23 protein-coding genes are annotated in these 26,040 nt (G+C 54.1%); 21 read left to right on the plus strand and 2 right to left on the minus strand.

All coding sequences use genetic code 11. The annotated features are described in order from the left end of the window. The first annotated feature begins 285 nt into the window (after window positions 1-285). The 20 genes from mraZ (at window position 286) to mutT (ending at window position 23,300) form a co-directional block, all read left to right on the plus strand. Window positions 286-741 (plus strand): division/cell wall cluster transcriptional repressor MraZ, encoded by a 456-nt coding sequence (gene mraZ / locus IE090_RS04360; RefSeq protein ID WP_189387124.1) that lies wholly within the window; start codon window positions 286-288, stop codon window positions 739-741. Further along, the gene (gene rsmH / locus IE090_RS04365) at window positions 738-1,673 is read left to right on the plus strand and encodes a 16S rRNA (cytosine(1402)-N(4))-methyltransferase RsmH (RefSeq protein ID WP_189387125.1); all 936 of its coding nucleotides are present in this window, start codon (window positions 738-740) and stop codon (window positions 1,671-1,673) included. The genes mraZ and rsmH overlap by 4 nt, the downstream gene beginning before the upstream one ends. Beyond that, entirely contained in the window at window positions 1,673-1,933 is a 261-nt protein-coding gene (ftsL, locus tag IE090_RS04370) for a cell division protein FtsL (RefSeq protein ID WP_189387126.1), read from the plus strand. The genes rsmH and ftsL overlap by 1 nt, the downstream gene beginning before the upstream one ends. Next, window positions 1,930-3,657, plus strand: a complete 1,728-nt coding sequence (locus IE090_RS04375; RefSeq protein WP_189387127.1) for a peptidoglycan D,D-transpeptidase FtsI family protein — start codon at window positions 1,930-1,932, stop codon at window positions 3,655-3,657. Before ftsL ends, IE090_RS04375 begins: the two co-directional genes overlap by 4 nt. Beyond that, window positions 3,654-5,108: a UDP-N-acetylmuramoyl-L-alanyl-D-glutamate--2,6-diaminopimelate ligase gene (locus IE090_RS04380; protein WP_189387128.1), complete on the plus strand. Its 1,455-nt coding sequence runs from the start codon at window positions 3,654-3,656 to the stop codon at window positions 5,106-5,108. Before IE090_RS04375 ends, IE090_RS04380 begins: the two co-directional genes overlap by 4 nt. Next, complete coding sequence (locus IE090_RS04385) at window positions 5,098-6,462, plus strand: UDP-N-acetylmuramoyl-tripeptide--D-alanyl-D-alanine ligase (protein ID WP_189387129.1); 1,365 nt, start codon at window positions 5,098-5,100, stop codon at window positions 6,460-6,462. Before IE090_RS04380 ends, IE090_RS04385 begins: the two co-directional genes overlap by 11 nt. Window position 6,463: 1 nt before the next feature. Further along, window positions 6,464-7,546, plus strand: coding sequence for a phospho-N-acetylmuramoyl-pentapeptide-transferase (gene mraY / locus IE090_RS04390; RefSeq protein ID WP_189387130.1), 1,083 nt, complete (start codon window positions 6,464-6,466; stop codon window positions 7,544-7,546). A gap of 9 nt (window positions 7,547-7,555) precedes the next feature. Continuing rightward, window positions 7,556-8,911, plus strand: coding sequence for a UDP-N-acetylmuramoyl-L-alanine--D-glutamate ligase (gene murD / locus IE090_RS04395; RefSeq protein WP_189387131.1), 1,356 nt, complete (start codon window positions 7,556-7,558; stop codon window positions 8,909-8,911). Beyond that, window positions 8,908-10,062 (plus strand): putative lipid II flippase FtsW, encoded by a 1,155-nt coding sequence (ftsW, locus tag IE090_RS04400; RefSeq protein WP_189387132.1) that lies wholly within the window; start codon window positions 8,908-8,910, stop codon window positions 10,060-10,062. The genes murD and ftsW overlap by 4 nt, the downstream gene beginning before the upstream one ends. Beyond that, window positions 10,055-11,113: an undecaprenyldiphospho-muramoylpentapeptide beta-N-acetylglucosaminyltransferase gene (gene murG, locus IE090_RS04405; RefSeq protein ID WP_189387133.1), complete on the plus strand. Its 1,059-nt coding sequence runs from the start codon at window positions 10,055-10,057 to the stop codon at window positions 11,111-11,113. Before ftsW ends, murG begins: the two co-directional genes overlap by 8 nt. Window positions 11,114-11,156: 43 nt before the next feature. Next, a complete protein-coding gene (murC, locus tag IE090_RS04410; protein ID WP_189387415.1) occupies window positions 11,157-12,566 on the plus strand; it encodes a UDP-N-acetylmuramate--L-alanine ligase in 1,410 nt (469 codons plus the stop codon). Continuing rightward, window positions 12,542-13,483: a D-alanine--D-alanine ligase gene (locus IE090_RS04415; protein WP_189387134.1), complete on the plus strand. Its 942-nt coding sequence runs from the start codon at window positions 12,542-12,544 to the stop codon at window positions 13,481-13,483. Before murC ends, IE090_RS04415 begins: the two co-directional genes overlap by 25 nt. Next, entirely contained in the window at window positions 13,476-14,264 is a 789-nt protein-coding gene (locus IE090_RS04420; RefSeq protein WP_189387135.1) for a cell division protein FtsQ/DivIB, read from the plus strand. The genes IE090_RS04415 and IE090_RS04420 overlap by 8 nt, the downstream gene beginning before the upstream one ends. Continuing rightward, the gene (ftsA, locus tag IE090_RS04425; RefSeq protein ID WP_189387136.1) at window positions 14,264-15,499 is read left to right on the plus strand and encodes a cell division protein FtsA; all 1,236 of its coding nucleotides are present in this window, start codon (window positions 14,264-14,266) and stop codon (window positions 15,497-15,499) included. Before IE090_RS04420 ends, ftsA begins: the two co-directional genes overlap by 1 nt. Window positions 15,500-15,556: 57 nt before the next feature. Next, window positions 15,557-16,723, plus strand: a complete 1,167-nt coding sequence (gene ftsZ, locus IE090_RS04430) for a cell division protein FtsZ (RefSeq protein WP_189387416.1) — start codon at window positions 15,557-15,559, stop codon at window positions 16,721-16,723. A gap of 91 nt (window positions 16,724-16,814) precedes the next feature. After that, complete coding sequence (gene lpxC, locus IE090_RS04435; RefSeq protein ID WP_189387137.1) at window positions 16,815-17,723, plus strand: UDP-3-O-acyl-N-acetylglucosamine deacetylase; 909 nt, start codon at window positions 16,815-16,817, stop codon at window positions 17,721-17,723. Between the two features lie 131 nt (window positions 17,724-17,854). Continuing rightward, on the plus strand, window positions 17,855-18,781 hold the full coding sequence (locus tag IE090_RS04440; RefSeq protein WP_189387138.1) for a M23 family metallopeptidase: 927 nt from the start codon (window positions 17,855-17,857) through the stop codon (window positions 18,779-18,781). A gap of 137 nt (window positions 18,782-18,918) precedes the next feature. Then, entirely contained in the window at window positions 18,919-21,648 is a 2,730-nt protein-coding gene (gene secA, locus IE090_RS04445) for a preprotein translocase subunit SecA (RefSeq protein ID WP_189387139.1), read from the plus strand. A gap of 9 nt (window positions 21,649-21,657) precedes the next feature. Then, window positions 21,658-22,875, plus strand: a complete 1,218-nt coding sequence (argJ, locus tag IE090_RS04450; RefSeq protein WP_189387140.1) for a bifunctional glutamate N-acetyltransferase/amino-acid acetyltransferase ArgJ — start codon at window positions 21,658-21,660, stop codon at window positions 22,873-22,875. Further along, complete coding sequence (mutT, locus tag IE090_RS04455; protein WP_189387141.1) at window positions 22,875-23,300, plus strand: 8-oxo-dGTP diphosphatase MutT; 426 nt, start codon at window positions 22,875-22,877, stop codon at window positions 23,298-23,300. The genes argJ and mutT overlap by 1 nt, the downstream gene beginning before the upstream one ends. Here mutT and IE090_RS04460 read toward each other — a convergent pair. Further along, a complete protein-coding gene (locus tag IE090_RS04460; RefSeq protein ID WP_189387142.1) occupies window positions 23,284-23,628 on the minus strand; it encodes a DUF6164 family protein in 345 nt (114 codons plus the stop codon). The genes mutT and IE090_RS04460 overlap by 17 nt on opposite strands. Before the next feature lie 119 nt (window positions 23,629-23,747). On the opposite strand from IE090_RS04460, the gene IE090_RS04465 reads away from it, so the two are divergent. Further along, window positions 23,748-24,578, plus strand: a complete 831-nt coding sequence (locus IE090_RS04465; protein ID WP_189387143.1) for a FadR/GntR family transcriptional regulator — start codon at window positions 23,748-23,750, stop codon at window positions 24,576-24,578. Here the strand turns inward: IE090_RS04465 and lnt are convergent. After that, window positions 24,511-26,040 (minus strand): apolipoprotein N-acyltransferase, encoded by a 1,530-nt coding sequence (lnt, locus tag IE090_RS04470; RefSeq protein WP_189387144.1) that lies wholly within the window; start codon window positions 26,038-26,040, stop codon window positions 24,511-24,513. The two genes, IE090_RS04465 and lnt, sit on opposite strands and share 68 nt — an antisense overlap.

The following is a 26,040-nucleotide window of genomic DNA, read 5'->3' on the forward strand; positions in this document are numbered from 1 at the left end:
AGAAAATGATCTTTGATGGGGTTGGTGGGTACTAACTTCACAACTTACTTGAAGTTTGTGCCGCAGTTCATAAATGACACATCATTTTTTGCCAACCACTTTTTACCACTCGCGCCTATTTCCGAGCTAAGTCCTTGTCATTATTAATAAAACTGAGTTCACAAAGGCCACTGCCCTAGCTTGCAAAAGGGCATACCCCTTCCTATAGTGTCGCTCAGTGGATAAAAGTGGGTAAAAGTGGATTTTCATGGATAGTAAATACCCACCTCTATACAGGACGCGCGCATGTTCCGGGGGTTGCACACCATCAACTTGGACACCAAGGGCCGACTGGCAATCCCGACCAAATATCGGGAGCCCTTGTCGGCGCTTTGCGCTGCGCAGTTAGTGGCCACTATCGATACCGAAGAACGCTGTTTGTTGGTGTACCCAGTGACAGAGTGGGAGGTTATTCAGGCCAAGATCGAAGCGCTGCCGAGTTTTAACCCAGCAGCGCGCCGGATTCAGCGGTTGCTGTTAGGTCACGCCACGGATCTTGAGCCCGATAACAATGGCCGCGTGTTATTGCCCCAGTATCTGCGTGAATACGCAGGGTTAGAAAAAGAGTGCGTGCTGGTTGGCCAGGGCAAAAAGCTCGAACTTTGGAGCAAAGCTCTCTGGCATAGCCGCCGTGAGGAATACTTAGAAATGGTCAGCCAGCCCGAACAGCTGCCCGAAGAAATGCAGAGCCTGTCGCTATGAACCTGGAAGAGTTTAAACACACCACCGTTTTGCTGGAGCCAACCGTCAACGGTTGCTGCGCCAACGCCGACGGTGTGTACGTCGACGGCACCTTTGGTCGCGGCGGTCACAGTCGTTTGCTGCTGAGCAAACTCAGCGCTGCGGGCCGGGTGATTGGCTTTGATAAAGACCCGCAGGCCATCGCCACCGGTGAAGCGCTGGCGAGCGAAGACCCGCGCTTTCAAATTGTAAAAGCCAGCTTTGCTGACATGAAAGTCGAACTGGCGCGTCTAGGTATTGAGCAGGTCGACGGCATTTTGCTCGACCTAGGCGTGTCGTCGCCGCAGTTAGATGATGCCAGCCGCGGGTTTAGTTTTTTGCGTGATGGTCCGTTGGACATGCGTATGGACCCAACCTCCGGCATCAGTGCCGCTGAATGGGTGGCCACCACTGATGAACAAGAAATTGTCCGAGTATTAAAAGAGTACGGTGAAGAGCGTTTTGCCAAACGCATGGCACGGGCGCTGATTAAGGCTCGCAGCGAGCAAGCAATCACCACCACCCACCAGCTGGCCGAGTTGATCAAGGTCGCGAATCCAGCATGGGAAAAGCACAAGCACCCAGCCACGCGTGCTTTTCAGGCCATTCGCATTGCCGTCAATAACGAGTTGGGTGATTTAGAGCAGGTGCTGGCGGACAGTGTTGACCTGCTGCGCCCGCATGGCCGCTTAGCGGTGATTAGCTTTCACTCGCTGGAAGACCGCATGGTCAAGCGTTTTATCCGACGTCAAGAGAAGGGTATTGACGTGCCTCGTGGTATACCGCTGACGGATGATCAGCTAGGTCGCACCATGAAACGCGTTGGCAAAGCCATTATGCCGGATGCCGAGGAAGTGGCGGTCAACAGTCGCGCCCGCAGTGCGGTGTTACGCATTGCTGAGCGCTTGGCCTAATGCGCTTACCGGCGGTGGCCCTGCTGCTGTGGCTGATGGTGCTGGTCACCGCCTTAGCGCAAGTGGTCAGTAGTCATCATCACCGCCAGTGGTTGGTGGTCTGGCAGCAACAAGACGCTTTGCGCTTGCAGCTGTTGCAAGAGCAAACACGACTGGTGTTAGAAAAAAGCACCCTCACGGCCCACGGACGCATTGACCGCTTGGCGCGTGAACAATTGAACATGACGGACCCACAGCAAATACAGGTATTAACCCCATGAGCGGCGAGCCTCAGCCTCAAACAAACCACATTGCCCGCTGGCGTATCGCGCTGGTGCTGGGTGGTTTTGTATTGCTGCTGATGTTGGTGCAGGGGCGCTTGGTAATGCTGCATACGGTCAAGCAGCCATTTTTGTACGAGCAGGGCGAGCAACGTACCGTGCGTCATGAAGTGCAGCCAGCCATGCGCGGCTCTATTGTTGACCGCCATGGGCGACCGCTGGCGGTCAGTACGCCGGTGGTCACTTTGTGGCTGAACCCACAGCAAGTGCAAGCAGAACAACTGCCACAGTTGGCTCGGGCGTTGGATTTATCCCCCGCCAAGCTCGCTCAGCGAGTGGCCATGGCGCTGGAAAAAGAGCGCGAGTTTATGTACTTGCGCCGCCAAATGGCGCCGGCTCAGGCGCAGAAAATCTTAGATTTGGGGATGGCGGGCGTTTATGGCGACGATGCTTTCCGTCGCTTCTATCCCGCTGCTGAGGTGACCGCGCATTTGCTGGGCATTGTTAATGTTGATGGCAAAGGCCAAGAAGGCCTAGAAATGGCCTATGACGACTACTTAACCGGTCGTGATGGCGCCCGTGAAGTGGTCAAAGATTTGTATGGCAACGTCGTCAAACAAGTGCAGGTGACGCAGGTTCCTGAGCCCGGGCGAGATTTACAGCTGACAATGGATTTGCGCCTGCAATACATTGCCTACCGCGAGCTCAAGGCCGCAGTGGCCGCGCATCATGCCAAAGCCGGCGCGGCGGTGCTGCTGGATGCACGCAATGGCGATGTGCTGGCATTGGTGAATCAGCCATCGTACAACCCTAATAATCGCGCCACCCTGAAGCCCGAGCATATGCGTAATCGCGCTATCGCTGATTTGATTGAACCGGGCTCCACCATGAAGCCATTTACTGTGGCGGCGGCGTTGCAGTCTGGGCGCTATCGCGCTTCCAGTGAAATTGACACCTCACCGGGTTTTATTCGCGTCAAACACAAGGCCATTCGCGATCATCGCAATTACGGCGTGCTCGATATTACTGGCATTATCACTAAGTCGAGCAACGTGGGTGTGGTCAAGTTGGCGCACGATTTGGGCGCTGAATCTATGTGGTCGTTCCTGGCCGACGCCGGTGTGGGTGAAAGCACGGTATTGGGCTTTCCCGGCGAGGCGCTGGGCCGCTTGCCTTACCCTGAACAGCTCGATGACTTGCGCTTGGCGACCGTTTCTTACGGCTATGGTCTGTCCGTTACCCCCCTGCAGCTGGCCCAGGCCTACACCACCTTTACCGAACATGGCTGTCGCTTGCCGGTGCATTTGGTGATGCCGGAGCGTCGTGACCAGGTCTGTAAGCGGGTGATGTCGGCCGATATCGCGCGCCAAGTCATCGACATGATGGAAACCGTTACGTCGGCCCGCGGCACGGGCCGTCGCGCTCGGGTGGCTGGCTATCGGGTGGGCGGCAAAACCGGTACGGCACATAAAGTCGGCAAATCAGGTTACGAAGACTCGCAATACACAGCGGTGTTTGCCGGCGTGGCACCGGTATCCAACCCTGAGTTGGTGTTGGTTGTATTTGTCGATGAGCCGCAGGGGCAAGAGTATTACGGCGGTGAAGTCGCGGCGCCGATCTTCTCGCGCATCATGGCGCAGGCGCTGAGGTTGCGGCAGGTGCCGCCAGACGAGCAAAACCCCGATTGGCTGAAAAATCTACGTGTTGCGGAGGGTCCGGCATGAAATTGAGTCAGATCGTCGCGCCTGAGTTGTTTATCCCGCCCGAGTGGGATCGTGATGTAAACCATTGGGTGGTCGACAGTCGCGATGTTAGCGCTGGCGATGTTTTTATCGCGCGGGCGGGCAGTCGGCAACATGGTAGCGACTATTTGGATATGGCCGCCGAGCGCGGCGCAGCTTGTGCCCTGCAAGAAGGCGGGCCGGTGTTTGCACTGCACCAGCAGTTGCCTGTTTTCGGTGTGAACAGTCTGGAGGCGCTGCCGCAGTGGCTGCAGCGGCGCTATTCTGGCGCGTCAAACATGGCGCTGTTGGCGGTGACGGGCACCAATGGCAAAAGCTCGGTGACCCAGTACATTGCCCAACTCAGTCAGCAGCTGCAGCAACCCTGTGGGGTGTTAGGCACCTTGGGCAATGGCGTCTGGCCACAGCTGCAGCCAACTCGCAATACCACCGCTGATTTGAGTGTGATTATGCGCAGCCTGGATGCCATGGCATCTGAGGCGTCATTAGCGGCCATGGAAGTATCGTCTCATGGCCTAGATCAGGGGCGAGTGCAAGGCTTGGCGTTTGAGGTGGCCGTGATGACCAACCTGACCCAAGACCATCTCGATTATCACGGCGATATGGACAGCTATTTTGCCGCCAAGCAGCGTTTGTTCACCGAGTTTGATTTGCAGGCGGCGGTAATTGGAGTCGATGACGAGTATGGCCGTCAGCTGGCTAAGGCAGACCTCAGCTGCCAGCGCATCGTCACCGTCGGGCGTCATGACGCCGATGTGAGCTATCAGATACAGCCGTGCGATAACGGCATGCAGGCATGGGTGCAGTCACCTTGGGGCGAGGCTGAGTTATGGCTGCCGCTGGCCGGTGACTTCAACGTCAGCAATGCATTGTTGGCGATGACGGCATTGGCGGTACGAGGAGCCGATTGGCAGGCTTTGGTAGCCGCCGCCGCACAGTTGCAGCCAGTTACTGGCCGCATGGAGCGCTATCGCGATCTGCAGGGGCGCGAGGCCATTATCGACTTTGCCCATACGCCAGAAGCGCTGGCGACGGTGCTGCAGGCGGTGTCCGGCCAATTCAATAAGTTATCTCTGGTGTTCGGTTGTGGTGGCGATCGTGATCGCGGCAAGCGCCCGTTGATGGCGGCGGCGGCAGCTAAAGCGGATTGTGTTTGGCTGACCGACGATAACCCCAGATTTGAAGACCCAGAGCAGATTTTTACCGATGTACTGAGCGAGCCCAAGGCGCACAGTTTTATTCAGCAACATGACCGGCGTTTGGCCATCAGTGATGCGATAAGCCGCCTACTGCCTGGCGATGGCGTCATCATCGCGGGCAAAGGCCATGAGCCGTATCAAGATATTCAAGGTACCCAGCATCCCTACAGTGATGCCGAGGTGCTGCGTCAGCTGGGTTTTGTACCGTTAACGGAGGTTCGCCATGATGTATGAGCTGCTACTGCCACAAGTGGCCGATATTATGAATGCCGACATGTTGGGGCCAGAAAATTATCGCCTGATTACGCGTGTTAGTACCGACACGCGCAGCTTGCAGCCCGGTGACCTGTATGTGGCGTTGCGCGGCGAGCGCTTTGATGGCCATGCCTTTGCTGCTCAGGCACTGCAGCAAGGCGCTGTCGCCGTGGTGGTCGATCACCCGTTAGAAGTGTCAGGGCCACAGTTGCTGGTTAACGATACGCTGGAGGCATTGAGTCGCTTGGCCGCTTGGCGGCGGCGCGAGTTCGAAGGTCCAGTGGTGGGGATTACTGGCAGCAGTGGCAAAACCACCGTCAAACAGTTAATGGCCTCGGTGTTGGAGCAGCGCTATCGCACCTGGATGACTCAGGGCAATCTCAATAACCATATTGGGGTGCCACTGACACTGCTGGGGTTATCGCCCGAGTATAAAGCGGCGGTGATTGAAATGGGCGCCAGCGGTGTCGGTGAAATCGATGCCACTGCCCGTCTGGTAAAACCCAGTGTTGCCATATTGACCAATGCCAGCGATTCCCACTTACAAGGTTTCGGCTCGCTGCAAGGCGTGGTCAGTACCAAAGGCGAGCTGCTGGATCACATTAGTGAATGGGGTACCGCGGTACTCAATGCCGATGATCCCCATTTTGACGACTGGCAATGGCGTGCGCGTGACCGCGAGATTTTGAGCTTTGGTTTGAGCGAAGAGGCCGATGTCAGCGCTCGCGATATTCATACCAGCCTCGATGGCGTGCAATTTACCCTGCAAACACCTGATTTCAGCTGTGCGATTCAGCTGCCCTTGCTGGGTCGACACAATGTGTTGAATGCCCTAGCAGTGGCCGCAGCTGCCATTGCCGTCGGCCTAAATCAAGAGGAAATTCGCCAGGGCCTCAACTCGGCGCAGGCCTTTGACGGCCGCTTGCAGTGGCACCGCGGGCAAGGTGGCATTCGCTTGCTCGACGACAGCTATAACGCCAATCCAGCATCCGTGCGGGCCGCCATCGATGTGTTGGCCGATGCCGAGCGCGGCTGGTTGGTGCTGGGTGATATGGGCGAGCTGGGCGAGCAAGCGTTGGCGGCGCACCAGAATATTGGCGCTTATGCCAAGCAGCGTGGCATTCATGCCTTATTGGGCTGTGGTGAGCTGAGCAAAGCGGCGGTGGCAGCGATGGATTCTGACGCTAGCCAACATTTTAACAGCCAGACAGAGCTGCTGACGTATTTACAACAACACACCCAGGCCGGCGATGTTGTGCTGGTCAAAGGGTCGCGCAGTGCTGCGATGGACCAAGTCGTCCGGGCGCTGCAATTAGGGGACGAGGATAACTGACATGTTACTGTGGCTAGGGCAATGGCTGGCACAATTTGAATCTGGATTTAGCGTAGTCAGCTACCTGACCTTGCGCGCCATTTTTTCTGTGATAACGGCATTGCTGGTATCACTGTTATTAGGGCCGTGGGTGATTCGCAAATTACGCGAGTATCAAATAGGCCAAGCCATTCGTGAAGTCGGGCCAAAATCGCATTTAAGCAAAGCCGGCACGCCGACCATGGGCGGTGTACTGATTTTATTGTCGATTACCGTGAGCACTTTATTGTGGGGCGATTTAGACAACCGCTTTGTGTGGTTGGTATTGCTGGTGACCTTATTATTTGGTGCCATTGGCTGGATTGATGACTACCGCAAAGTGGTAGAAAAAAACTCCCGTGGCCTGCCAGGTCGCTGGAAATATTTCTGGCAATCGGTGCTGGCCTTAGCTGCAGCAACCTTTCTGTTTTATACCGCGCAAAGCCCGCAAGAAACCCAGTTGGTGGTGCCTTTTATGAAGGACGTAATGCCACAACTGGGGCTGATGTTTATTGTGCTCACCTATTTCGTCATTGTCGGCTCCAGTAATGCGGTGAATTTAACCGATGGTTTGGACGGCTTGGCCATTATGCCCACGGTGATGGTGGGCGCGGCGTTGGGCGTATGCGCTTATTTGGCTGGTAACGTGAATTTTGCCGATTATCTGCACATTCCCTATATCGCTGGTGCTGGCGAGCTGGTGGTATTTTGCGCCGCCATTGTTGGTGCTGGTGTTGGTTTTTTATGGTTTAACACCTATCCCGCTCAAGTGTTTATGGGCGATGTTGGCTCGCTGGCACTGGGCGCCGCTTTAGGCGTGGTTGCCGTGGTGGTACGTCAGGAAGTTGTTCTGTTCATTATGGGCGGCGTGTTTGTGGCCGAAACCCTGTCTGTGATCATGCAAGTTGCCTCCTACAAAATGACAGGCAAACGCATTTTTCGCATGGCGCCCTTGCATCACCACTTTGAATTAAAAGGTTGGCCGGAGCCGCGCGTGATTGTGCGCTTCTGGATCGTCACCATTATTTTGGTGCTGGTCGGGCTAGCCACACTGAAAATTCGCTAGGAGCTGGCAATGAAACGGCAGCATAACGGCAAAAAATTAATTGTGGGCATGGGGCAGACGGGTCTGTCTTGTGCTCACTTTTGCCGTTTGCAGGGCTGGGAATTTGATGCCTGTGACAGTCGCGCGCGGCCCCCGGAGTTGGCTCAATGGCAGCTATTTGAAGGTGCCCAACTGTTTTGTGGTGATTGGCAACACCTGTCGATGTCGGCTTATGAAACATTAATTGTGAGCCCAGGGGTTGCTTTATCAGAGCCAGCGATTGCAGCGGCTCGTGCAGCTGGGGTAGAGGTTGTCGGCGACGTGCAACTCTTTGTTGATGCCATTGATAAGCCGTTTATTTGCATTACCGGCTCCAACGGTAAAAGCACGGTCACGACTTTGGCGGCTGGTATTTTACAGGCACTGGGTAAATCCGCCCTGGCCATTGGCAATATCGGTGTGCCAGTACTGGATGCCATCACGCAATCCCTGCACGCCGATATTTATGTGTTGGAGTTATCCAGCTTTCAGTTGGAAACCTGCCAGCGCCTGCCATCCCAGGCAGCAACTCTGCTCAACTTAACCGCTGACCACATGGATCGCTACGCCAGCATGGAAGATTACTGGCACGCCAAACAGCGAATATTTAATGGCGCAAAAGCTGCGGTTGTGAATCTTGATGATGGTTACAGCCGTCCTCATCGGGCGATTTCTGAGTGTACTTTCTCTTTGCAGCAACCAGCTGATGTTTGTCTGACTCAAGACGCGGGTCGTGACTGGATTCAACTGCAGCAGAAACCTTGGTTAGCTGTCGATGAGCTGCGCATCAATGGCGATCATAATGTTGCCAATGTGCTTGCGGCACTGGCGTTGGTCGATGCCGCAGGTTTGGGTGCTGAGCTAGATTGCACTGCGGTACGTCGCTATGTGCGTGATTTTTGTGGTTTACCGCACCGATGCCAAACCGTGGCCGTTAAGCAAGGTGTGCGTTTTATCAACGATTCAAAAGGCACCAATGTGGGCTCGACGCTGGCTGCCATTGACGGTTTGCGTGTACGCAATGGCGGGCGCTTATTCTGGTTGGCCGGAGGCGTCGCTAAAGGCCAAGATTTTTCGCCTTTGGCACAAATTTGCCAGCAACGGGTAACGCGCGCCTTATTATTTGGCCAGGATGCGAAGCAGATCGCGCAGCAATTGGGCGATGCCTGCGATGCTCAGATTTTTACCTCTATGGCTCAGGCACTGACAGCACTGGCGCCGCAATTACAAGGCGATGATGTGGTGCTGTTATCACCGGCTTGCGCCAGCTTTGATCAGTTTAAAAATTTCGAGCAACGCGGTGATGCGTTTGTTCAGGCGGTCGAGCAACTGGAGGTGAGCCAATGAAAGACTGGCTGCAAACCTTCAGTTGGCAGTGGCAATGGCAACAGCCACTTTTTTGGCCCTGGCTGGCCTTGCTGTTGTTAGGCTGGGTCATGGTGGCCTCCGCTTCGACCGGCATTGCTGATTATTACACTGGTAATGCCGCCTATTTCAGTATTCGCCACGCTGTATATGCAATGTTGGGGATGGGTGCAGTAGCCGTGATGAGCCAAGTACCACTAGCATTTTGGTCGCGGCTAGAGCCGTTACTGCTGTTACTGGGGTTGGTGGCCCTAGTGCTGGTATTTGTGCCCGGAATCGGCCATGAAGTAAACGGCAGTCGGCGCTGGCTGAATTTGGGTGTGATCAAAATTCAGGCTTCAGAAATAGCCAAGCTAGCGGCAGTTTTTTACCTCGCAGGTTATTTGGTCAGGCGTCAGGTAGAAGTCCAGCAAACCTGGAAGGGCTTTATGAAGCCATTCATTATTTTAGGTTTGATGGTCGCTCTGCTGTTAATGGAGCCGGACTTTGGCGCCGTGGTGGTACTGATGGGCGCGGCCTTAATCATGCTGTTTTTAGGTGGCGTAAAAGCCGGTCAGTTTTTTCTGCTGGTGATTGGTGTCAGTGTTATCAGTGTGGTGGTGGTGATGATGGAACCCTACCGAGTTGAGCGCTTAACCGCTTATATGGATCCATGGGCACCTGAGCATGTGTATGGCAGTGGCTATCAATTAACACAGTCTTTGATCGCGTTTGGTCGCGGTGATTGGCTAGGGGTTGGCTTAGGTGAAAGTGTGCAAAAACTGTTTTATTTGCCCGAAGCACACACAGATTTTGTGTTTGCCATTTGGGCCGAAGAAACGGGTTTGGTCGGTGCTACCTTAGCCTTGCTACTGCTGGCGACCTTTATTGCATTAGTTTGGCAGGTGGCTTGGCAAGCACAGCGTCGAGGGCAACTGTATGGCGCCTATATTGTTGCTGGCATTGCCTCTTTGTTAGCTCTGCAAATGGTGATTAATTTAGGTGTGAATACCGGCCTATTGCCCACTAAAGGTTTGACCTTGCCTTTTTTCAGCTATGGCGGCAGTAGTTTATTAATCTGCTGTGCCATGGTCGGCATTGTTTTGCGCGTGGCACATGAAACAGACATGGCTGCGGGAGGTAAAGATGGCTGATTGTATCGTCATCAGTGCAGCTGGTACCGGCGGCCACGTGATACCGGCATTAAGTGTTGCTCAAGAGCTTAAGCAGCGCGGCTATGAAGTGCATTGGTTAGGCACACCTCACGGTATCGAGCAGCAATTAGTACCCAAAGCCGGCATTCCTTTGCACAGCATTACTATTCGAGGCTTGCGCGGTAACGGCTGGCGCGGTTTGCTAGCGGCCCCTTGGCGAGTGCTGAAAGCAACTTGGCAAGCATGGAAAATCATTCGCGCGTTAAACCCTGTGGCGCTGGTCGGGTTCGGTGGTTATGTCACCGGGCCTGCGGGTATGGCTGCTCGTTTGGCGGGCTGTCGCTTGGCCATTCATGAGCAAAATGCACTGCCGGGTATGACCAATAAATATTTAAGGCCACTGGCCCATGCTGTTTTGCAGGCATTTGATGGTGCATTACCCGGTGCCTTGACGACGGGCAATCCGGTGCGAGCAGAATTTAATACCATTGCACCACCAACTAATGAGCACACTGCGCTCAACGTATTAGTGGTAGGAGGTAGCCTTGGTGCTCTGGCACTGAATCAAGTGGTGTTGGGCGCGATGCAAGCATTACCGGTCAACGAGCGGCCCAACTTAGTGCACCAAGTAGGTAAAAAACATTTGGCTGATATGCAAGCCCAGTATCAACAAGCGGGTGTAGAGGCTGAGGTTCGGGATTTTATTGATGATATGCCAGCGGCATTTGCGCAGGCTGATTTAATTATCTGCCGAGCGGGTGCATTGACGGTTTCGGAAGTGGCTGCGGCTGGTCGAGCGGCGATTTTTGTGCCCTTTCCGTATGCGGTCGATGATCATCAAACCAGTAATGCCAACGCACTGGTTCAGCGAGATGCGGCTGAGTTAATCCAACAGTCACAATTAACGCCGCAATGGTTACAACAGCGGTGGCGGTTTTATCAACAGCAAAGGCCAGCGTTACAACAAATGGCCAAGCGCGCTAGGCAATGCGCAGTGCCAGATGCAACGGCACGAGTAGTACAACATTTGGAGACAATGATTCGTGGTTGAATGCAAACCGATCAATAAATCAGACCACTTTGCGGTACCAGAAATGCGCCGGGTGCGGACCATTCATTTTGTCGGTATCGGTGGCGCAGGTATGTGTGGTATTGCAGAGGTTTTGCTCAACCAGGGGTACTGCATCAGTGGCTCTGACCTCAAGCAGGGCGCAGTAACGCAGCGGCTGGAAAAACTCGGCGCGACGATTTTTATCGGCCATGCAGAAAGCCATATTGATCAAGCCGATGTGCTCGTGGTATCGACGGCGATTGATACCGATAACCCAGAAATTCAGGCCGCCTTACAGCGCCGTTTGCCGATTGTCAGACGGGCTGAAATGCTGGCCGAGTTAATGCGTTTTCGTCATGGCATCGCGGTTGCGGGAACCCATGGCAAAACCACCACCACCAGTTTAGTGACCAGCATTTTGGCGCAAGCGGAGCTGGATCCGACCTTTGTGATCGGCGGTAAGTTAAACAGCGCTGGCGCTAATGCGCGTCTTGGAGGAAGCCGCTATTTGGTGGCCGAAGCCGATGAAAGTGATGCCAGCTTTTTACACTTGCAGCCCATGGTTGCCATTGTCACCAATATCGACGCGGACCACATGTCGACCTACGACGGTGATTTTGAGCGGCTGAAAAATACCTTTATCGAGTTTTTGCACAACTTACCCTTTTATGGGTTGGCTGTGGTGTGCAGTGATGATGAGCACGTGCGCTCTATTTTGCCGCATATTGGCCGCCAGTTTGTGACCTACGGCTTTGCCGATGACGCTGATTATCAGGCCTATGACCTGACCCAAGAAGGGTTGTATACCCAGTTTAAAGTGCGCCGTCCTGGCAATCGTGAGGATCTGGCCATTCGCATGCGCATGCCAGGCAAACACAATGTATTAAACGCTCTGGCAGCGATGGCGGTGGCAGACGATGAGGGCGTTACCGATTGTGCCATTCAAGCGGCATTGGAAAACTTTGCCGGTGTTGGACGTCGTTTTACCGTATGCGGTGAATTTCCCGTAGCCGACGGTGACGTCATGTTGGTGGATGATTATGGCCATCACCCTCGGGAGTTGGAAGTAACACTGGCAGCGATTCGTGAAGGTTTTCCCGAGCGGCGCTTGGTGATGTTATTTCAACCGCATCGTTACAGTCGTACCCGAGACCTGTACGAAGATTTTGTGCGCATTTTATCGCAGGCGGATGTGTTGTTATTGATGGATGTTTATCCGGCCGGTGAAAAAGCGATTCCAGGTGCAGATGGTCGCGCTTTGTGCGGCAGTATTCGTCAGCGCGGTCAACTCGACCCGGTCTTTATTGAACGGGGTGAGTCGTTGCAGCAAGTATTAACCACGCACCTGAAAGCGGGGGATTTACTGCTAACCCAAGGGGCGGGAGATATTGGTGCAATTGCACAACAGTTAGCGCAAACGCTGCCGCAATGGTTGCAGGAGGTCGGCGCGTGACTCAACTGGGCACCATTGCGGTATTAAAAGGCGGTATGTCGGCTGAACGTGAAGTGTCGTTAAAAAGCGGCGCAGCCGTGGCTGCTGCGTTACGTCAGCGCGGTCACGACGTGATCGAAATCGATATACAGCGGCACATGATCAGTCAGTTAGCAGAGGCTGAGTTCGACGTCGCATTTATTGCATTGCACGGACGTGGTGGTGAAGACGGCACCATTCAGGGCGTTTTAGAGTGGCTGGATAAACCTTACAGCGGCAGCGGTGTGATGGCATCGGCCATTGCAATGGATAAGTGGCGCACTAAGTTGCTGTGGCAGGCAGCGGGTTTGCCAACCCCTGCGGCGGAAATATTGACTCCAAACAGCGATTGGCAAGCTGTGATCGAAAAACTCAATTTTAACGCCATCGTTAAACCGTCACGTGAAGGCTCCAGTATTGGCATGCGCCGAGTAGCGGACAGCGAAAGCCTAGCGGCCAGTTTTGCCTTTGCCAGTGAGTTTGATGCCATGGTGTTGGCTGAGCAGTGGGTGACAGGGCGTGAGTTTACGGTGGGCATTGTCGGCAACACTGCATTACCGGTTATTCAGCTGAAAACACCGCACGCATTTTACGATTACAACGCCAAATATGAGGCCAACGATACCGAATATTTACTGCCTTGTGGGTTGGATGCTGAGCAAGAACAAGCGTTGCAAACCTTATGTTTGCAAGCATTTGAGTTGCTCGGTTGCGAAGGCTGGGGGCGCATCGATGTGATGCAGGATGAGCAAGAGAGATTCTGGTTATTGGAAGCCAACACCAGCCCAGGTATGACAGATCATAGTTTGGTGCCTATGGCTGCGCGTGCCGCACAGATGGAATTTGGCGAATTAATCGAGCAAGTGCTGACGTTAGCACTGGAGCGACAGTATGGCTGAACGACGCTGGCTGAAGCGCAAACCACCCGCACCAAAACGGGGTGCGACACCGCTGGAAAAACCCAGAGCGAAACGGTTGCGTCTGCCAGCGATGCCGGCTGTTAAAGTACCGTGGCGAGCACTGTTTTTAGTCAGTGTCGCGGTATTGGTTGTAGCGGCACTGCAGTTTAGTTATCGCCATTGGCCGATTACCGATGTTGTGGTTGAGGGTCGCATGGCGGTGCACTCGGCCGAGGACATCGCGCGGCGATTGTTATGGCTTAAGCAGGAATCTTTTTTTAGTGCTGATTTGCATCGAGTGCAGCAGCAAATTGAACAGCTACCACTGGTGGCAGGCGTGGTGGTCAGTAAGCAGTGGCCATCGGGCATTACAGTCAATGTGCGAGAGTCGGTGCCTGTGGCACGCTGGAACGAAAACTCACTGTTGGATTCTAGCGGTCGTGTGACGGAGCGACCAGCAGTGTTTGATGCCAGTGAGCTGCCGCACATCAAAGCGCAGTCACGCTATGCCGATGTTGCATCTCGTAGTTACCGGTTGGTGCAACAAATACTGTTATCGCGACAGGTCACAGTTGAGCACCTCAGCGTTAGCAGCAGTGGTTCCATCCATGCGCAATTAAGCAATGGTTGGTCAGTCGCTTTGGGTAAGGGTTATATCGAACAACGATTACAACGTCTGGCGCGTTTGCTGGATACATTGCCAGCGCAACAGGTGGCCCGTTTGGATTTGCGCTATGGCAAAGGCGCAGCCATTGGTTGGCGTCAGGGGGAGAAGGGATAATGAGTCAAACAACAGAAAAAAATATGCTGGTTGGTCTCGACATAGGCACGTCCAAAATTGTTGCGATCGTGGGCCAGATGGATAGCTCCGGCGGTATAGAAATTGTTGGTTTGGGTAGCAGCCCCAGCCGTGGTTTGAAAAAAGGCGTGGTGGTGAATATCGATTCCACCGTGCAGTCGATTCGCCGTGCGGTAGAAGAAGCCGAGCTAATGGCTGGCTGTCGTATTCACAGTGTTTACGCTGGTATTGCCGGGTCGCATATTCAATCCATGAACTCCAATGGCATCGTTGCTATTCGTGATCGCGAAGTGACGGAAACCGATATCGAGCGTGTAATTGAAGCCGCTCAGGCAGTGGCGATTCCACGCGACCAACGTATTTTGCATGTGTTGCCTCAAGAGTATGTGGTCGACAACCAAGAGGGCATTAAAGAGCCTGTTGGCATGTCTGGGGTGCGCTTGGAGGCAAAAGTGCATTTGGTCACGGGTTCGCAAAATGCTGTACAAAACATCGAGCGTTGTATTCACAAATGTGAGCTGGAGACAGACGCCATTATTCTTGAACAATTGGCCTCCAGCTATGCTGTACTAACAGACGATGAGCGCGAACTGGGCGTATGCATGGTGGATATTGGCGGTGGCACCACAGACATTGCTATTTTCACCGAAGGTTCGATTCGCCATACCGCAGTGATTCCTATTGCTGGCGATCAGGTCACTAACGACATTGCGATGGCCGTTCGCACACCGACTCAGCATGCAGAAAAAATTAAGATCAAATACGCCTGTGCTTTGACACAGTTGGCCAAAGCTGACGAAATGATCAAGGTGCCGGATGTGGGCGACCGACCACCGCGAGATTTATCGCGTCAAGCATTGGCAGAGGTGGTTGAACCTCGTTATGACGAGTTATTTACATTAATTCAGGCAGAATTGCGACGCAGTGGCTATGAGGACTTAGTCGCAGCCGGTATTGTTCTAACTGGTGGTACCGCCAAAATGGAAGGTGTGGTGGAACTGGCAGAAGAAATATTTCATATGCCTGTGCGTCTGTCGCGTCCTCAGGGCGTTAGTGGCCTGACGGATGTGATCAATAATCCTATTTATTCCACCGCCGTCGGGCTATTGTTGTACGCGGCAAAACAACAAGAAATACCAGTGGCAAACAGTCAAACGGAAGACAGTGAAAAAGGCGCGCTTTGGCGCCTGAAAGAATGGATTAAAGTGAATTTTTAAGATTAAATTAGAAACGCGCGGCGAAGGAGATCAGCAATGTCTCAGAGAGAAGGGGATATGTTCGAATTAGCGGACGACATTCAACAATCAGCAGTGATCAAAGTCGTAGGTGTGGGTGGCGGCGGCGGCAACGCTGTGCAGCATATGGTCGACAACCACATTGATGGCGTTGATTTTATTTGTGCCAACACTGACGCTCAGGCGCTGCGTAATGTGCACTCCCGCTCCATTATTCAATTGGGCGGCGATTTAACCAAAGGACTGGGTGCCGGTGCTAATCCGGACATTGGCCGCCAGGCTGCCATCGAAGATCGTGAGCGCATTGCTGAAGCCATTAGCGGTGCGGATATGGTTTTTATTACCGCGGGCATGGGCGGTGGTACCGGCACGGGTGGCGCCCCCGTGGTTGCAGAGGTGGCCAAAGAGCTGGGCATTCTGACCGTTGCAGTGGTGACCAAGCCATTCCCGTTTGAAGGCCGTAAGCGCATGAACATTGCTGATCAGGGCCTTAAGCAGCTGAGCGAGCATGTCGATTCATTAATTACCATTCCTAATGAAAAGCTGTTGGCAGTATTGGGTAAAAATACCTCGTTGCTGGACGCCTTTAAAGAAGCAAACAACGTACTGCACGGTGCTGTTCAAGGGATTGCAGAGTTAATCACTCGCCCTGGTATGATCAATGTCGACTTTGCCGACGTGCGCACAGTCATGTCCGAAATGGGACAAGCCATGATGGGGACGGGGTGTGCAACTGGTGATAACCGTGCACGCGAAGCAGCAGAAGCAGCCATTGGCAGCCCACTGCTGGAAGATGTCGACTTGCAAGGTGCTCGCGGCATTCTGGTGAATGTGACCGCAGGCTTCGATTTGTCTTTGGGTGAGTTCTCCGAAGTAGGCACAGTGGTAGAAGAGTTTGCTTCTGAAAACGCCACCGTTGTCGTGGGCACTGTGATTGACCCTGAGCTGACGGATGAATTGCGAGTAACTGTTGTCGCTACGGGTCTTGGCGCGGTTAAGCAAGCGGCGGAGCCAGCGCCGACGGAAGTCGTTGTCGACAACACGCAACGCCAAGCAGAACCTGTGGCTGCTGAGACTCGCCGAGCGGAACGCACTGTTGCACATGGCCATGCCAGTGGCAATACGGCACGCCAAGCAGAGGTTAACTCCAAGCCAGACATGGATTATTTGGATATTCCGGCATTTTTGCGCCGTCAGGCAGACTGACGGTGCGCACTAGCGCAAAGCGACATAGTTGCTATAATGCCAGCCGTTTTGAACTGTACAAAGAATACTCAGTAATGGCAGGAATGTCCGTATGATCCGACAACGAACCTTGAAAAACACCATCCGCGCCACTGGGGTGGGCTTGCACTCGGGTGAAAAAGTTTACCTGACGTTAAAGCCGGCGCCGGTGAATAGCGGCGTGGTGTTTCGTCGTGTCGATCTGGACCCTGTGGTCGACATCCCAGCGCATGCGCTCAATGTTGGCGAAACCACACTGTCCACCACCTTGGTAAAGGACGGTGCTCGAGTGGACACCGTTGAGCACTTGTTGTCGGCGATTGCCGGTATGGGCATTGACAATGCGGTAGTGGAATTGAGCGCTCAAGAAGTGCCGATTATGGATGGCAGCTCTGGCCCCTTCGTGTTTTTGCTGCAGTCAGCGGGTATCCAAGAGCAAGACGCGCCCAAACGTTTTATCCGCATTAAGAAGAAGGTAGAAGTTACCGAAGGTGATAAGTCAGTGAGCTTTTTGCCTTACGATGGTTTTAAAGTCAGCTTTGAAATCGACTTCGACCACCCAGTACTGCGCCAAAGTGTGCAGAAAGCCAGCCTAGATTTTTCTTCCACCTCTTATGTTAAAGAAGTCAGTCGCGCACGCACCTTTGGCTTTACCAAAGACCTCGAGTACATGCGCTCAAAGAATCTGGCCCTAGGAGGCAGCGTTAAAAATGCCATCGTTGTCGACGACTACCGAGTCCTGAACGAAGATGGGCTGCGCTACGATGACGAGTTTGTCAAACATAAGATTCTCGATGCCGTCGGCGATTTGTATTTATTAGGACATAGCTTGATCGGAGAGTTCGTAGGTTATAAGTCCGGTCATGGCCTTAACAACCAGTTACTGCGCGAGTTAATCGCTTGTGAAGACGCATGGGAGTTTGTTGAGTTTGACGAACAAGAGGTGCCGATTGCTTACATGCGCCCTGCTGCCGCTGGCTAATGCATTGCAATCAACGCTGATTTGAGTATTCTCACACAAAGGCCATACTGAAAGATGGCCTTTGTTGTATCTGAGTGCAGCGAATTACTCCCAGTATAAGAGGAAGCGTCAGCAACCCTGACCCAGATGTTATGAACATCATTATCGTCGGCCGCCGGCATGGAGAATCCAAGACCTTAACCCTGAGCACATCGGCGAAAGCCATCATGCTCGGGTTTTTGTTTGCTATGCCATTTGCTATGGGGGCCGGTGGCTACTGGTTAGCCCAACACTTAGCCGACGAAGGCATTCTAGATCTTAATACTGCCAAAGCGTGGGAGCGAGATCTCGACCATCAGCGCCAGCAATTGCAGCAAATTCGTCAGCAAACCGATCAGGAGTTAGACGCGCTCACTCTGCGCTTAGCCGAGTTGCAAGCGCGCTTGGTTCGGCTGGATGCATTAGGCGAACGCTTGGTAGACGTTGCTGACCTCCACAGCGAAGAGTTTGACTTCGGTATGGCACCCGCAGTGGGTGGGCCGGGCCAGTTGGGAGCGTCCTATCAAGCACCAGAGATTAACGAGGTATTAGACCGCCTAGCCGAGAGCATCGATAGTCGGGAGCAGCAGCTACAGGTGCTCGATGACCTGATGGCGGCAGATAAACTCAGCAAAGACACCTTTGTTGCTGGTCGTCCCATTACTCGAGGTTGGATGTCCTCCCGTTATGGCAAGCGCACAGACCCTTTTACTGGGCGTCCCGCTTGGCACGCAGGAGTCGACTTTGCTGGTAAAGACGGCTCTGACATCGTCGCCGTGGCCGCCGGTGTTGTTACTTGGTCAGGCGATCGCTATGGCTATGGCAACCTAGTCGAGATCAACCATGGCAACGGATACAAAACCCGTTACGCACACTGCAAAGAGCTGAAGGTTAACGTTGGTGATGTGGTGCGCAAAGGCGATGTGGTTGCCTTGATGGGCAGCACGGGTCGCTCTACTGGCCCGCATGTTCACTTCGAAGTCTACAAAAACGGTCGTACCGTCGATCCCGCCGCTTATATTCACCGCCGTCCACGCTGATACGGCTGCTTTCAATACGCTTGTCATCATTCTGGGTTATCAGTAGCCTTAGCCAGTTTTTGGCAGGGCCGCCGAGCGCGCTTTGATCAGCCGCCTGACCCAGTACGCATTTTTATTGTTTGGATTACAACAACACCATGATCGGTAAACTCTTACGCACCCTGGTCGGGAGCAAAAATAATCGTGAACTAAAGCGCATGGGCAAAGTGGTTGCTCGTATCAATGCACTGGAAGAGACTCTGCAAAGCCTAGATGACGCGGCTTTGTCTGCCAAAACTGCTGAGTTTAAACAGCGCTTAGAGGGCGGTGAAAAGCTCGAAAATCTGATCCCAGAAGCTTTTGCTGTCTGCCGTGAAGCCAGTCAGCGAGTGATGGGTATGCGTCACTTTGACGTGCAGTTGATCGGCGGCTTGACCTTGCACGAAGGCCGTATCGCAGAGATGCGCACCGGTGAGGGTAAAACCTTGGTCGCCACCTTGCCAAGTTATCTGAATGCTTTGACGGGCAACAGTGTGCATGTGGTGACGGTGAATGATTACCTGGCACGCCGCGATGCCAATTGGATGCGCCCGCTGTTTGAATTTTTAGGTCTGACGGTAGGGGTCGTGGTGCCGGGTCAGAGTGGCGAAGAAAAGCGCAGCGCTTACCAGTGTGACATTGTTTACGGCACCAACAACGAGTTTGGTTTTGACTACTTGCGCGACAATATGGCGTTTTCCGCCGACGATAAAATGCAGCGCGATCTGAGCTTTGCCATCGTCGACGAGGTGGACTCCATCTTGATTGACGAAGCCCGTACGCCGCTAATCATTTCAGGCCCAGCGGAAGACAGCTCAGAAATGTACAAGCTGATCAACCAGCTGGTACCGCGGTTGGAGCAGGGGCAAGTCAACGAAGAAGATGAATCGGTCAGCGGTCACTTTATCGTTGATGAAAAACAGCGCTCCATCGAACTGACCGAAGAAGGTCACGAGGTGGTGGAAGAGATGCTCAGCGAAGCCGGTGCCTTAAAAGAAGGTGAAAGCTTGTATGCCACCTCCAACCTAACCTTGCTGCACCATGTGCACGCGGCGTTAAAAGCCCATGCCGTTTATCAGAAGAACGTCGATTACATCGTGCAAGGCGGTCAAATCGTTATTGTTGACGAGCATACTGGCCGCACCATGCCGGGCCGTCGCTGGAGCGAAGGCTTGCACCAAGCCATTGAAGCTAAAGAAGGTGTGCAAATTCAGCCTGAAAGCCAAACTCTGGCCTCGACCACCTTCCAGAACTACTTCCGTCTTTATGGCAAGCTGGCGGGTATGACGGGCACCGCCGATACCGAAGCCTTTGAGTTCCAGCAAATTTATGGTCTGGATGTGGTGGTGATTCCACCCAATCGCACCGTCCAGCGTATCGACTACAACGATGTGATTTATGCCACGCAGCGTGAAAAATACGACGCGGTGGTGGAAGAAATCCGCCAAGTGGTGGCGGAGAAACGTCCCGTATTGGTGGGTACGGCATCGATTGAGTCGTCTGAGTACATTTCTCAGGTGCTGCAAAAAGCCAAAGTAGCGCACAACGTTCTCAATGCCAAAGAGAACGATCGTGAGGCGCAAATCATTGCTGATGCCGGTCGACCAGGTACGGTGACCATCGCCACTAACATGGCCGGTCGTGGTACCGATATCGTGCTGGGTGGTAGCTGGGAGGCGGAAGTCGCTGCGCTGGAAAATCCAACCGACGAGCAAGTAGCGGCGGTCAAAGCCGACTGGCAAAAGCGCCACGATGCGGTGTTGGAAGCCGGTGGTCTGCACATCATTGGCACCGAGCGTCATGAATCACGTCGTATCGATAACCAGTTGCGTGGCCGTGCGGGCCGTCAGGGGGATCCGGGCTCAACCCGTTTCTTCTTGTCGCTGGAAGACAACCTGATGCGGATCTTCATGTCGGAGCGCATGCGCGGCATGATGCAGGCGTTAGGCATGAAAGATGGTGAATCTATCGAGCATAAGATGGTCTCCAATGCGGTGGAAAAAGCTCAGCGCAAGGTTGAGGGCCGTAACTTCGATATTCGTAAGCAATTGCTCGAGTACGATGATGTCGCCAATGATCAGCGTCGCGTGATTTATGATCAGCGCAATGAGTTGATGGAAGCCGAAGATATTTCGGAAGTGATCAACAATGTTCGTGCGGATGTGGTCAACCGTGCCATCGATTCGTATATCCCGCCGCAAAGCCTGGAAGACCAATGGGATATCGCCGGTCTTGAAGCCCAGCTAAAAGCCGAGTTCGATGTTGAGCTGCCGGTGCAGTCTTGGCTCGATAATGAAGACAAACTGTACGAAGAAACTCTGCGTGAGCGCATTTTAGAGGCCATCACTCAGGCCTACCGTGAGAAAGAGCAGGCCGTCGGCAGCGAGGTTATTCGCACCTTCGAGAAACAGGTAATGCTGCAGATCGTCGATAACTTGTGGAAAGAGCATTTGGCGACCATGGATCACCTGCGCCAGGGCATTCATTTGCGCGGTTATGGCCAGAAGAACCCCAAGCAGGAATATAAGCGTGAATCCTTCCAGTTGTTCCAGGAGCTGTTAAACAACATCAAGCACGAGACCATTCGCGTGCTTTCTCACGTCAAAGTCCGCCAAGAGGAAGACGTGCGGGAAATGGAAGAGCGCCGTCGTGCGGAAGCACAAGCGCAAGCCGCGGCGGCTCAGTATCAACATGACAGCGCCAACGCCATGGGCACTGAAGAACCGGCCGAAGCCGATGAGGCATCAGCGCAAACCTTTGTGCGCGATGAACGCAAGGTCGGTCGCAATGAGCCATGCCCCTGCGGCTCGGGCAAGAAATACAAGCACTGTCACGGCAAGTTATCTTAAGGAAAGAGCATGGCGGTTAATATTCAGCGTTTTCGTGATTATCTTGCGGTGGACGGCGTGCGTCTGGGCGTGGCTCAAGCCGGCGTGCGCTACGCCAATCGTGACGACCTGGTCATCATGGAGCTGGCAGAAGGCAGCCGCTGTGCCGGGGTGTTTACCCGTAATGCGTTTTGTGCAGCGCCGGTGGTGCTGTGTCGCCAACATTTGCAAGCCGATCAGCCACGCTATTTGCTGATCAATACCGGTAATGCTAATGCCGGTATGGGGCAGCAAGGCGATGCCGACGCGCTGGCCAGCTGCCAGCTGTTGGCCAGTCAGACACAAGCCAGCCCACAGCAAGTATTGCCGTTCTCTACCGGTGTTATCGGTGAGCCGCTGAATATGGCCGCGTTTGAGCGTGGTATTCCTTTGGCCTTGGCCGATCTCCGTGCGGATAACTGGGATCGTGCCGCCGCCGGCATCATGACCACAGACACCGTGCCCAAAGGCGCCAGCCGCGAGGTGATGATTGCCGGGCAGCCGGTGCGCATCACTGGTATTTCTAAAGGTTCGGGCATGATTAAGCCAGATATGGCGACCATGCTGGGCTTTATTGCCACCGATGCCGAGGTCTCTGAAGCCATTTTGCAGCGTTGGTGCAAGCAGTTGGCGGATGCGTCGTTTAATCGCATCACCATCGATGGTGACACGTCAACTAACGACTGTTGCATGCTGATTGCAACCGGTCGCAGCGGTGTGGTCATCGATGATGAGCAAAGCCCAGCGGCGGATGCCTTGTTCTCTGAGCTGCAACAGGTGTTTCAGCAGCTGGCTCAGGCCATTGTGCGTGACGGCGAAGGGGCGACCAAGTTTGTTACTCTGCAAGTCAACGGTGCGGCCAAGCCGCAGGAAGCGCTGGATGTCGCTTACACGGTCGCACACTCTCCGCTGGTGAAAACCGCCATGTATGCCTCGGACGCCAACTGGGGCCGTATTCTGGCTGCAGTAGGCCGTGCAGGGCTGCAAGATTTGCAGTTGGATCAAGTGCAGATTTATTTGGATGATGTGCAAATCGTCGAAAATGGCGGTCGCTGTGCCAGCTACACCGAGCAAGCTGGCGCTGCAGTATTGGCTCAAAGCGAGTTTTGTGTGCGTATTGAACTGGGGCGCGGTGAGTGCAGTGACACGCTGTGGACATCCGACCTGTCGCACGAATACGTCTCTATCAACGCGGATTATCGTTCTTAATGAAGCAAGTGCATGTGGCCGTCGCCGTGGCCTGTGTGAATAGCGGTGAAATTTTGATTGCCCGTCGCCCGGATGATAAGCACCAAGGCGGCTTGTGGGAGTTTCCGGGAGGCAAGGTCGAAGCCAACGAAAGTGTGGCGGCTGCGCTGGTGCGTGAGTTAGATGAAGAAGTGGCACTGCCCTGCCGCGAGCAAGCGATGACGCCGTTGCTGCAAATTCCGTATGAGTATCCCGACAAACACGTTCTGCTGGACGTTTATTGGGTCGAAGTCGGCATCAATGACGCCTTGCTGGCTCACGGCGCTGAAGGTCAAGAAGTACGCTGGGTAAAAGCAGAGCAGCTGATGCAGTTTGAGTTTCCCGCCGCCAACGCGCCCATTTTAACGGCGATTAGCGAGCGCTTGGCGCTCAATGCCAGCCACTAAAGGGCCATAGCAACAGCGTAATAATGAGCACTACCGCCAAGGCTACAGCGATATGATCGACGGGGCGTTGGCGTAGACGCTGCCAAAAATCGGGCATAGGCTGCTGTTCAAACTCGGCTCGTAAGCGCTGGCTGCGAGCCTGTTGATAGGCATCGAGGGTCTGCCGTGCAGCGTCAAAATCCTCATCGTGGCGTAGCCAAATGGCGGCAACCGATAAGCCCCAACGGCCGGCTTGAGTTTCGTAGGTGTCAAAGTCGCGTAACAGCTCGCGCACTTCATCCGCTTCGTCATCATCCACGCCATTGAGGCGGAAAAGTAATTTGGCCACGGCCAGCTCCGATATTGGTTTGCTGTTGCAGACGGGCCAGAATATCTGAAATGGCCTTGCTTTACAGTGTGTGTTTATCGACACTGGAGTAATAAAACAATAATGATAAAAATCTCACCATGGCAAAAACCTTACCGGATCAAATTGCCGATCTCTTGATCGCATTGGTTTTTATCGGCGACTTACGCGCCGGCGATAAACTACCCCCTGAGCGTCAATTGGCGCAGCTGCTCGATGTAGACCGTACCTCATTGCGGATGGCTTTGCGCATTCTGGGGCGCATGCAAATACTTACCAGCATCCAAGGCTCAGGCATTGTGATCACCGATTACCGCACCGCGGCAGGGCTGGATTTTCTCGACAATCTGTATCGCATACCCGAACTGGAGCTAGGCAGTGAGCTGCTGTTAGCCGGGCTGGAGCTGTTTAATCGTGCATTGCCCACGGCACTGCGTTTGGCGCTGGAAAAGCGCTATCAGCATGACCAAGACGATGAGCGCATCACGGCGCTGGCTCAGCAACTCTTCGACCAAGCAGAAGAGGGGCGTCCCGCCAGTGAGCTAGCGCGTTTGGAAGTGGCGCTGATCGATCAGCTTATGGCGGCGACGGGTAATCAGGTATTGCAGGCCTCGGCCATTAGCTCGCACCGCATTCGCATTCAGCTGGTAACGCGCATGTATGAACTGATTGATGTGTCCGCTCACCTGCGGCGCATGATGGGGTTTTTATTGCGCAGTGCCAGCACTGCGCCAGACATGGACGCTTTGATTGATGACTATCAACACTACATTGATGAGCTGACACAGCCCCTGCGTGAGGACTTATTACAGCGGCCCACAGCCCCTAAGCTATTGAGCTCGCCGCTGCAAAATGGTCGCCAGATTATGAGCCTGCAGGCCTTGCTGCAGAGCGACGGCGCCACCATGCCAGTGCCAGAATCAATGCGCTGATGCCATAAAGCGGCCACAGTCCCCACATCATGTAGGGCGTTAGGCCTTGGCGCATCTGAGCGCTTCCCGTGAGGGTGGCTGTTTGCTCGTAGGGCAAGCGCTCAACGATATTGCCGCGTTCGTCAATCAAGGCGGTAATGCCAGTATTGGTCGCCCGTAGCACATAGCGCTGAGTTTCCAGCGCGCGCATCTGTGCCAAGGCTAAATGCTGTTTGGGGCCAAGGGAGTCGCCAAACCAGGCGTCATTGCTGACAGTGATCAGCATGTCGGCGTGACGAGCGCTGGCATTGACTAGATCGGCGTAGGCAATCTCGTAACAAATGTAGGGCGCGAGTAAGAACAGTTGCTCTTGCTCGCCACGCTGCTGGCGTACTTTTAAGGGCGCTTGATGAGCTGGGCCAGATAAAAAGCTCGACATCTCTAGATCAAAAAAGGGAATCCAGCCGCGTATCAGCTTTTCTAGTGGCACGTATTCGCCAAACGGCACCAAGCGCTGTTTGTGGTACATGCCTTCACCGCTGCCAATGGCCACCACGCTGTTGTGGTACTCGCCAGCATTCATATGACTCCGTGGATAGCGATAAGGAATGCCAGTGATCACCGTACTGTTGTGATGGCGCGCTTCATTGGCGAGCGCTTCCATATATGGCTTAAAGCGATCGTACAGCAGAGTCATGGCGGTTTCTGGCCACAGAATCAGATCTGAGTCCCAATGCTCCCTAGTGACGCTGAAGTAGGTATCGATGGTTGGCTGGATTTGCTCGCGCCGCCATTTTAAATGCTGGGGCACATTGCCCTGCACCGCGCTGACTTTTAGCTCTCCTGTGGGTTGCGTCCATTCCTGCTGCTGCAGCCACCAGCCGATTGGCCAAGCCAGTAGCACCATCAACAGCAGCGGCTGGCGTTGGCGAACGGCAACCATCATGGCGGTGGCGGTCAATACCAACAAAAATGACAGCCCGTAGCTGCCAATAATGGGTGCCCAGCCCGCAAGCCAGGTAAACAAATGTGCATCGCCGGCAAATAACCAAGGGAAGCCAGTCATAAACCAGCTGCGAAACCACTCGTGTAAAAACCAGAATACTGGGAAGGTCAGCCAAGCGAGGTGTTGGCCTAGCCAGCGTTGGCGCAACGCCATCCAAATGGCGGGAAAGGTGGCTAAGAAGCCGGCAAACACTGCCACCATGGGAACCGCCAGCCAGGCTGGAGTACCACCATGGTCGTGCATGCTAACGTAGACCCAAGATACACCAGCACCGAACTGCCCCAGGCTGTACCACCAAGTGTGTATGAAGGCCTGGCGTCCGCTATGACACCGTTCAAGGCTGACAAACAGCACGCCAATGCTGACCAGCCCCAGCGGCCACCAGAAGAATGGCGCCAAGGCCAGCGGGAACAGGGCACCGGCGGCGGCCAGCACCAAGTATGCAAACCAAGGGGAGTGGTGCCAGCCGCGTATCAT

The sequence above is a fragment of the Bacterioplanes sanyensis genome, assembly GCF_014652515.1.
GTDB lineage: Bacteria > Pseudomonadota > Gammaproteobacteria > Pseudomonadales > Oceanobacteraceae > Bacterioplanes > Bacterioplanes sanyensis.

Excerpts from the sequence above, each read along its gene's own strand:
- mraZ (WP_189387124.1), top strand. The coding sequence starts at position 286 with ATGTTCCGGGGGTTGCACACCATCAACTTGGACACCAAGGGCCGACTG.
- rsmH (WP_189387125.1), top strand. The coding sequence starts at position 738 with ATGAACCTGGAAGAGTTTAAACACACCACCGTTTTGCTGGAGCCAACC.
- ftsL (WP_189387126.1), top strand. The coding sequence starts at position 1,673 with ATGCGCTTACCGGCGGTGGCCCTGCTGCTGTGGCTGATGGTGCTGGTC.
- IE090_RS04375 (WP_189387127.1), top strand. The coding sequence starts at position 1,930 with ATGAGCGGCGAGCCTCAGCCTCAAACAAACCACATTGCCCGCTGGCGT.
- IE090_RS04380 (WP_189387128.1), top strand. The coding sequence starts at position 3,654 with ATGAAATTGAGTCAGATCGTCGCGCCTGAGTTGTTTATCCCGCCCGAG.
- IE090_RS04385 (WP_189387129.1), top strand. The coding sequence starts at position 5,098 with ATGATGTATGAGCTGCTACTGCCACAAGTGGCCGATATTATGAATGCC.
- mraY (WP_189387130.1), top strand. The coding sequence starts at position 6,464 with ATGTTACTGTGGCTAGGGCAATGGCTGGCACAATTTGAATCTGGATTT.
- murD (WP_189387131.1), top strand. The coding sequence starts at position 7,556 with ATGAAACGGCAGCATAACGGCAAAAAATTAATTGTGGGCATGGGGCAG.
- ftsW (WP_189387132.1), top strand. The coding sequence starts at position 8,908 with ATGAAAGACTGGCTGCAAACCTTCAGTTGGCAGTGGCAATGGCAACAG.
- murG (WP_189387133.1), top strand. The coding sequence starts at position 10,055 with ATGGCTGATTGTATCGTCATCAGTGCAGCTGGTACCGGCGGCCACGTG.
- murC (WP_189387415.1), top strand. The coding sequence starts at position 11,157 with ATGCGCCGGGTGCGGACCATTCATTTTGTCGGTATCGGTGGCGCAGGT.
- IE090_RS04415 (WP_189387134.1), top strand. The coding sequence starts at position 12,542 with ATGGTTGCAGGAGGTCGGCGCGTGACTCAACTGGGCACCATTGCGGTA.
- IE090_RS04420 (WP_189387135.1), top strand. The coding sequence starts at position 13,476 with ATGGCTGAACGACGCTGGCTGAAGCGCAAACCACCCGCACCAAAACGG.
- ftsA (WP_189387136.1), top strand. The coding sequence starts at position 14,264 with ATGAGTCAAACAACAGAAAAAAATATGCTGGTTGGTCTCGACATAGGC.
- ftsZ (WP_189387416.1), top strand. The coding sequence starts at position 15,557 with ATGTTCGAATTAGCGGACGACATTCAACAATCAGCAGTGATCAAAGTC.
- lpxC (WP_189387137.1), top strand. The coding sequence starts at position 16,815 with ATGATCCGACAACGAACCTTGAAAAACACCATCCGCGCCACTGGGGTG.
- IE090_RS04440 (WP_189387138.1), top strand. The coding sequence starts at position 17,855 with ATGAACATCATTATCGTCGGCCGCCGGCATGGAGAATCCAAGACCTTA.
- secA (WP_189387139.1), top strand. The coding sequence starts at position 18,919 with ATGATCGGTAAACTCTTACGCACCCTGGTCGGGAGCAAAAATAATCGT.
- argJ (WP_189387140.1), top strand. The coding sequence starts at position 21,658 with ATGGCGGTTAATATTCAGCGTTTTCGTGATTATCTTGCGGTGGACGGC.
- mutT (WP_189387141.1), top strand. The coding sequence starts at position 22,875 with ATGAAGCAAGTGCATGTGGCCGTCGCCGTGGCCTGTGTGAATAGCGGT.
- IE090_RS04465 (WP_189387143.1), top strand. The coding sequence starts at position 23,748 with ATGGCAAAAACCTTACCGGATCAAATTGCCGATCTCTTGATCGCATTG.
- lnt (WP_189387144.1), bottom strand. The coding sequence starts at position 26,040 with ATGATACGCGGCTGGCACCACTCCCCTTGGTTTGCATACTTGGTGCTG.